Raw genomic sequence first — 7,882 nt, forward strand, 5'->3', positions numbered from 1 at the left:
TTGGGAGCACTCAAACCCATGTAGCAGTAGGGCTACAGGCGAGTCATTGCATCAACCCTACAGGAGGATGCAACGACTCGCTTTTGTTGCTTTTGCGTTAACGTTTGAAGGGTGTAAAGGGTAGGGCAAAAGGTGAGGTTTTTGGCAGTTATGGGTGAATTGATGGCGCCCAAATGGATCCTTCTATTCGGCTCACTGTTTCGGTCGCGGCCTCATCCTGCGAAGGCGTTATCCGCTCGCCGTTTTTGGTCATGAAAAGCAGGCAAAGTGGGATGATCTGCACACTGTTTCTGGGTGATTGAACGCGTTTTTAGGCTCATGCTGCCTTAATCTGAATTGTTATTGATATGTTTCTATTCAATGGGCGTTGTTCAGCGTGTTGCACCAATATGGTTCAACCGTTTTTGGATGCGGCCTAGATAATCCCTAGATAGCCTCAAAAAGTTGGGAGCACTCTAGCCCATGCAGCAGTAAGGCTACAGACGAGTCATTGCATCAACCCTAGTGGAGGATGCAATAGCGTGCATTTGTTTCTTTAGTGTTAATTGTTGGCGATAGGGTGAAGAGGGTAAAAGCCAAGGTTTTAGACGGTTTTAGGTGAATAGCAGCTGTCTAGGCCTAGGCTTACTTTAGCCGAGTCCCAGGCTCGTTCTCTTTACCTATATTAGTCATCTTGCATGGATAGAAAGGGATCGATGATCATGTGCAATTATGAGGAATTTAGACTTTCAGATGGGTGGAATTTGTGTCTCGCCGATGCTCACGGTTTGATTGAAACCGAACGCGACACTTTATGATGATGAGAATCACTCTCAACTCTATGTAGATGCGAACCATTATCATCGCGGGTCCTTCCGGCGCGGTTGATTGCGGGGGCGGCGACGCGCAGTGCTTCACTACATATGAGGATTTTAGAGGGCTTGGTTGTTGTTTTATTAGCGGGTTTTTAGGGGGCGTTCATAATTTTGAACGCTATCTATAGTGTTGATTGTAATTGATTATTTTCCTTGTTTTCTCAGAACCTCAAAAAATTGGTGTGCTCGGATATACCAACTTCAATAGATCGATTTTGTGATCCTTTGATCTTTGTTGAATGGGCCGATATTTTGCCTCTATGGGTAAGCGAGTCACTATAAAGCGGAGAACTGTGAGGGGAGAAACCTACCTTTAGTTTGAATACATCTGAGTGCCACCACCTAGGCATATCATCTCGTTCTAGCTTTATCCTAAAATCACTTAACTGATAACTAAATCATTCAGAATTTGCTAACCGGTTAGTACTGCATGCAATGACTGTGATTTTACGCAGTACGTAGCCAATGCTTGCCGCCGTAAAAAGCTCACGCAAATCAAGTTGCAATTACATAAGCCGCAGGTGGTATTGGCGAGTCCTTTGGTTAAGGAAGACTGTTCGTGGTTTTGCCTGCAATACCAGTTGGACCATCTGCAGTATTTTGGTCTGAAAGAGCGCAAGGATTAGTGATGATTAACTGCCAAAGTCAGCCAGTACTAATGTTAGGATAACCACTCTCTCAAGTCGAAGCGTATGACCGACAGCGAGAAGCAGCCAACCTTATGGGGTTAAGCTGATGAGGGGGTGAGTGACAGCCTGAATGTGGGGCCCCAATGCTGCCAACCAAGGTCGATAATCAGTCGAAAGTGAGAGTGAAAAATGAGAAAGCTAAAACAATATCAAGTGATTACCTACCAAATTGTATAAAAACTGCTACCGCAAAAAAGCAAATTCCGATAGCATCATTCATACCCATTTACACGGATGTGGCAGCGGCCAAGTCCAACGAGCGATTTATGCCCTTCAAACAGCACTGTGCATAAATACTAAGACATTAGTGCCACAAACCATGAGCACCCAAGAAGAATTTTTGGCAATTAAATATGCAGCAGGAATACTGCACACCAAAGACATCATTGAGCATGTTAATTCTCAATTAGATAAAGGCATTTGGTCAGATGTCTTTCTTGAAATATTAGATTGCGATCCAAAGGGATGGGGATGTATTTCAACGCTATTCGAAAAATACCTAAAAGAAATAGATGTATTAATTCCGACCATAGAAGAGGCTGCAAGAGAGCTAGTTGAGCACCATGTACTATTAATTGCTTCGGGCACAGTAATACCCCGTGTACAGTTTAAAACGTTACTCGAAGAAATTGATAATTATGATTATTACAGCAAAACAAAAGACTATCTCGGGGATAATCTAGGCATACATCAAATGTACGGTTGGTACTACGAAGATTACTGTACGGTTGATCAAATCAACCAAGGCATTCTTGAAGCAAGCAAAGTGTGGGTTACCACGTATGCAAAAAAACGCTAATAAGCGCATGGTGTCGTACTGGTTTTCGTTGTGCTTCAAACCAGCAGCAAATGCGAGTGTTAGCTGTATTTAAAGTATGGCAATATAATTAGACTTTAGAATAAAAGGAATTATTATGAAAAAACTAATATTTATCTTAACACTGTGTATTTCTTCTCTTGTTTCGGCTAATGAATCTTCTGGTTCAACTGCAGCAAAAGAGTGGCTTAAAATCGTTGATGCGGGTAATTACACTGAAAGTTGGCAAAAATCTGATTCATTCTTTAAATCACAATTGTCACAAACCAAGTGGGACACAGCACTTAAAGGCGTCCGAACTCCATTAGGTAAAGTTGAATCACGCTCAGAATTAGGCGCTAAAGAATATTCATCGCTTCCTGGTGCCCCAGAAGGTGAATACTTAGTTATTCAATTTCAAACCGAATTTGAAAATAAAAAGTCAGCAACTGAAACATTAACACTTAGTAAAACTAGTGGGCAGTGGCTTCCAGTTGGTTACTTCATTAAATAATTTTGGTGTATTTACTTAGGCTTGCAGGACTAACAAGGCCGCGCAGCAAAGCTGGCGATGTTAGACGGCGCAGACAATCTATTTGTCATTGCACTGAACAACCCAAATTCTTCACCGAAGTCCGATGTTTTTACCATTGAAGCAGATGCAGCACATTTGTTTTTTGACGGTGGTTAAAACTGCCTAAATCGACACCTAATTGGTAGGTGTTTGCAGTGCTATTCAAAATTTCAGACGTCATTATCAGTGATTTTTTTACACAAAATGGAAAAGTCATCCTTAGGATTGAGTAGAAAATCTTTACCTACAATTGAAGTCATCTCAGCTTCGGAGATAAGAGGATTGTCAATTTTAAATATTAACCTTTGATTCATTTTGCTTTTTATCAAAAAATCACAATGACGTTTGTAAAATAATTTTTCAAACTCACCATTGTTGATTATTCTTCGAAGACCGACTTCTATTCTCTGGGCTAAGTGAGGCTTATTAGGTGAAACATAAAAATAGGTCGCAAGAGGGATATGCAGCAAAATGTTTTCATCAATCACTAGATTTGGATACTGTAGATTGAACTGCTTAAGTTCTTGATAAGCTTCATTCACTCCACGGCCAAATGTAACAAATCTTCCCTTTGATAGCATGTTAAATAAACTATCATATTGAACGCTTTCAATGACCTCAAATCCAGCCTGTTGCATGGCAACTTTAGTTGACCATTGACTACCTGAGCCTGTTTTAAGAGAAGTTAACTGCATAATAGAGGTGATTTGAGCCAACGATTTCACATTTTTCTTCTGAATAATGAAAACTCTAAATCCTTGAATTCCCTTACGTATGGGGATTTTTATTGGTATAAGCTTTGTATTCCACTCTAAACTTGAGGCTTCAGCTATGACATTAATATTTTGACCATCTTGCAATTCTCTTAATATGCGATTTCTGCTCATAATGACATCGGAAACCTCCAATGATGCTTGGCCAAAATCGGCTTTGGTTGCATCAATAACAAGTTGTAAAAGGTCATACGTATATTTGTATCGATCATCATGATTAGATTCTGAACGATTGATTATGAACTGATCGTTAGCATAAGTGATGGGGATACTTGTTAAGCCCATCAAGAGAATAACACTCAAAAAAATTCTAACTATTTGTAAGTTATACATAAGAAACTCATGTCCATGTTCAGAAACCTATTTACTACATCCTCAAATAGACTATAGCTTAATTGGTCTGAACGGCGAAAAAACTAATGACTTGTATAAATTATACTCATTAAATATTTACGATATGTGAGCATTCCACCAACTAGGATAAGCAAATATTCTAGCTGCTATTTTGAGGCAACTGGGGGTATGGATTTAAAGAGACCGATCTAGCTGAGCTGCTATTTGTTAACTCGTAAATTTATAGATTTTTGAAATGGCATGCAGTTGACAAATCAAAAGGCAAAAGAGTAACACTTGCCGGATGACTCGACACTAAACTTGCTGAGTTCCAAATGCAGGACAGTGGAGTGGGGTATCGTATGACATTACAGACTCATGATCCATCACGTTGATTTTCTAGTAGTTATATTGTGCCGCCTCTGCAGAAGTTATGTCAGATTTGATAACAAAAGCTAAGGGCCACTAGTATGATATTGAGCGGGTAATATACGCTGTACTATATTTCTATGTATTGGAACTCTGGGTAGAATGCGGTCTGTTTATTCTCAGGTTTATATTGTCAATTACCCATTGTGCTCGGTTTGTGTTCTTGGTTAATAAAACATCGAAATAGCTGCATCTGAAATGACACATATCGACTGCAAATGAGAATCAAAAATGTTGGGAGAAAACAGATTTAACATGAAAGAATATTGAGGTTATACGTAATCTTGTTGTTTCAGAACAGTTAATTTGGAAGTTTATTAAACTAAGTGTGTACATATGAGTGTACAGAGCTGGAGTGTGTACATTGTTTTTTGTATTATTAATCAATGGTTAAGTGGTTTTGGTTTCGTAGTCGTGCCAAAATATGCTTGGCTGGGAATGGTTAGACATAATTAAATTCAAATGACAGTTTGTCGAATAATAACATCTTAACACCGAAACTCCCCGAATGAACATTTACACCATTAAGGTAATTAAGTCATTATCTTGAGAATATAAAGACTTCATTGGTGATCTTCATTCAGATTCAAAGGTACAATCACGGCTGAACAGGGGAATTATGTCTTATGTATCATCAATTTCTAAATGAGCCTATGGTGCTTGATGCTGAAAAGGCGTCGATACTCACGTTGCGGTTACCCGACGATATCAGTGATTTTATTGTGTTACAGGCGATCAGTGCGCCTTTGCTAGAGGTTATCGTTATTGCTGAAGCTGGAACCCCACAAAATATTGCTATTCGTTTTCAACCGTTTATGGGTCTTAAAGTTGAATCGTTACCGCAAAGTGCACAGGCCTTTAATACACCGATCACTCGAAGTCTTGGGCAAGGTTTTCGGCTCTATACGCGAATGGGCACTGCTGCAAAATTTTGCGCGGCAGAATTGAGACGGGGCGTATCTTTTACCTTAGACATGACTAATGGTTTAGATGAAGGTAATTCAGTCATAGATAATTGCTTAACGTTTGCTTTACAAGCGGATTCAAAGTTTGAGTTAGTGCCTTTAGAAGCCGATTTACGCGTTTTGCATGAACCTAAAGCGCTAATGGTCGCTAAAGCTCTGTTAGCAAGGCAATACGATTATGCCGCATCATCTGAATCCCTCGCCATTTACATGACCGAAATTGAGCAAGTTAGGTTAGAATTACAAGCTTTTTTACGTGGGGAGCTTGGTCAATGTCAGGCTAGTCTTGCCGACGAGGTATTAAGGCTCGATCCCTTGTTACTTCAGAAACAACAGTGGTTATTTAGAACCTATACCCATATGTTTGAGCGTCCCAATTATAGTCGCGCCGCTAATGATGCTGATAACACAGACAAGTTATTAAGAAAATTAGAGTGTTATGAGTTACTTGCGCCACCAGAACTGATCCAGATGGTTGACCGATTAATGGAAGACGAAACGTAAACCTTTCTTGCCCAAATTTAGTTAAAGATAAGAGTCCACTATGCACTATTTATGTCCTCTGTGTTCCGCGCCGCTGACGTTAACGGACCGCACTTGGGGTTGTCCACAGCAACATAAGTTTGACATGGCTAAAGAGGGTTATGTCAACTTATTGCCCGTACAGAAGAAAAACTCAAAAGATCCAGGTGATAACAAGCAGATGATGTTTGCTCGGCGTGAATTTTTAAACGAAGGGTATTATCAAGGCTTGAGTGATAAAGTGAATGAACTCGCGATCGAGTTTGGTGCTGATGCAAAACAGATCCTTGATATAGGCTGTGGGGAAGGGTACTACAGCCAGCGTTTATTCAATGTGTTGAGTCAGCACCATGATTGTGATTTACAAGGCATAGATATTTCTAAGTCAGCAATTAAATATGCGGCTAAACGCTACCCCAATTTAGCATTTTGTGTGGCAAGTGCCTATGAGATGCCCATCGCCTCTCAAAGTGTCGATCTTGCCATTCGCATTTATGCACCTTCCAAAGTTGAAGAGTTACAACGCATTATGGCCGATGGTGGTATCTTGATAACAGTCTCTCCCGGACCTTCGCATCACTTCGCTTTGAAGCAACAAATTTATGCAGAACCTAGATTGCATCCTGTATCTGCTGCGTATATTGCTGGTTTTGAGTGCCTGCATCAGGAACGCTTAATTTCTCAGCTTGAACTGACAAAAAGTGATCACATTGCTCATTTTTTAGAAATGACGCCTTACGCTTGGAAGTTTACCGATGCGCAAAAGCGAGCATTTGCTCTGCAAGGACTAAGCTGTGAATTGGATTTCCAAATTGAAGTGCATCGCATTTCAAGATAAGTGAATAGATTAAGCTATTGAAATAAATTATTTAAAATGTTTAACTGTAAATGCTAAGCAGCATGAACTGAATGTTCTGCTAGCCGGTTGCAAAACCGCAAAGTAGATTTAGGCAAAATAAATAATCCAAAGTGTCGCAGTGTGTTGACTTATCTTTAGAATGGTTTATAGTCTTATCAGCTTGAAGGTTGGGCTTATATTTATGTGTTCAATACGACCAGTTCGTCCTGTAAACATAAGTAATACCGGCATTTTCCAGCTCCACCGCCGTTAAGGCTTTAATTTTTTATTTACAGGATTTATATCATGTCTCAAGTTACTGGTGTTGTTAAGTGGTTCAACTCTGACAAAGGTTTCGGATTCATTGAGCAAGAATCTGGTCCAGACGTATTCGTACATTTCCGTGCGATCAACTCTGACGGTTTCAAAACTCTTGATGAAGGCCAAAAAGTGTCTTTCACTGTGACTCAAGGTCAAAAAGGTCCACAAGCTGAAAACGTAACTATCATTGGTTAATTTTCAGTGCTGTTAGCCTAGAGCTGATAGCAATGGATTAAAGGGCTATGGTTTATTCCATGGCTCTTTTTGTATGTGTGAAATTTAACATTCTTTTGAAGGTTAGTTGGTCCTCTAGATTGTGTAGTCTTCTCCGTTAAAAGTTATATAAATAGCCGCTAGATTAATGAGCTTAGGTTGCTCAATTGGCTTCTTAGCTATCGTAATAGTTGTTAGCACCTACTTTCAGATTTTCTCTTTATCTCTAAGACACATCATTTCTAGAGAGTTAAACTTCAATAAAGCTCTTTCGATTCATCCTCCATGTTTGCATCAGTTGTATTAAACACTATTACACCTCTCGATACTGTATTCTCGATACTGTATTTAGTGTAAGCGTAACCTCAATTCTAGGCCGATAACGCATTTATCCCATCATATTCTCGTTGCATGGATTAGCAGGGGCATTATGACTGCTTTGGAGTCTGTTGGTGTAGGTCTGCATAGGTGAATGCAAAACTATAAATCTCGTCATGACTAAGTTTAGACGTGTTAGAACTGAGGGGATGAGGAGTTACTTATTGATATAAATCAGCTTTACCGTTAAATGATTA

6 protein-coding genes and 1 pseudogene are annotated in these 7,882 nt (G+C 39.6%); 6 read left to right on the forward strand and 1 reads right to left on the reverse strand.

Annotated features, from left to right (window positions below; all coding sequences use genetic code 11):
- Positions 1-1,309 precede the first annotated feature (1,309 nt).
- From Q4Q50_RS22415 to Q4Q50_RS22005, 3 genes and pseudogenes are all read left to right on the forward strand, one after another.
- Positions 1,310-1,524: pseudogene (locus Q4Q50_RS22415) on the forward strand (IS91 family transposase); the annotation flags it as partial.
- 338 nt (positions 1,525-1,862) lie between these two features.
- Positions 1,863-2,342 carry a hypothetical protein gene (locus tag Q4Q50_RS22000; RefSeq protein ID WP_311891723.1) on the forward strand — a complete coding sequence of 160 codons (480 nt, stop codon included), beginning with the start codon at positions 1,863-1,865 and terminating at the stop codon, positions 2,340-2,342.
- Positions 2,343-2,457: 115 nt separating this feature from the next.
- Positions 2,458-2,853, forward strand: a complete 396-nt coding sequence (locus tag Q4Q50_RS22005; protein WP_220592674.1) for a DUF4019 domain-containing protein — start codon at positions 2,458-2,460, stop codon at positions 2,851-2,853.
- A gap of 230 nt (positions 2,854-3,083) precedes the next feature.
- Here the strand turns inward: Q4Q50_RS22005 and Q4Q50_RS22010 are convergent, their stop codons facing one another.
- Complete coding sequence (locus Q4Q50_RS22010; RefSeq protein WP_311901151.1) at positions 3,084-4,019, reverse strand: hypothetical protein; 936 nt, start codon at positions 4,017-4,019, stop codon at positions 3,084-3,086.
- 1,055 nt (positions 4,020-5,074) lie between these two features.
- Between Q4Q50_RS22010 and Q4Q50_RS22015 the strand changes: the two genes are divergently transcribed.
- The 3 genes from Q4Q50_RS22015 (at position 5,075) to Q4Q50_RS22025 (ending at position 7,289) form a co-directional block, all read left to right on the forward strand.
- Positions 5,075-5,917, forward strand: coding sequence for a hypothetical protein (locus tag Q4Q50_RS22015; protein ID WP_311901153.1), 843 nt, complete (start codon positions 5,075-5,077; stop codon positions 5,915-5,917).
- 40 nt (positions 5,918-5,957) lie between these two features.
- Positions 5,958-6,773 (forward strand): 23S rRNA (guanine(745)-N(1))-methyltransferase, encoded by an 816-nt coding sequence (gene rlmA, locus Q4Q50_RS22020; protein ID WP_012088881.1) that lies wholly within the window; start codon positions 5,958-5,960, stop codon positions 6,771-6,773.
- Between the two features lie 306 nt (positions 6,774-7,079).
- Entirely contained in the window at positions 7,080-7,289 is a 210-nt protein-coding gene (locus tag Q4Q50_RS22025; RefSeq protein WP_011789734.1) for a cold-shock protein, read from the forward strand.
- Positions 7,290-7,882: the final 593 nt, after the last annotated feature.

Origin of the sequence: Shewanella scandinavica (assembly GCF_031932065.1) — a bacterium.
Lineage (GTDB): Bacteria > Pseudomonadota > Gammaproteobacteria > Enterobacterales > Shewanellaceae > Shewanella > Shewanella baltica.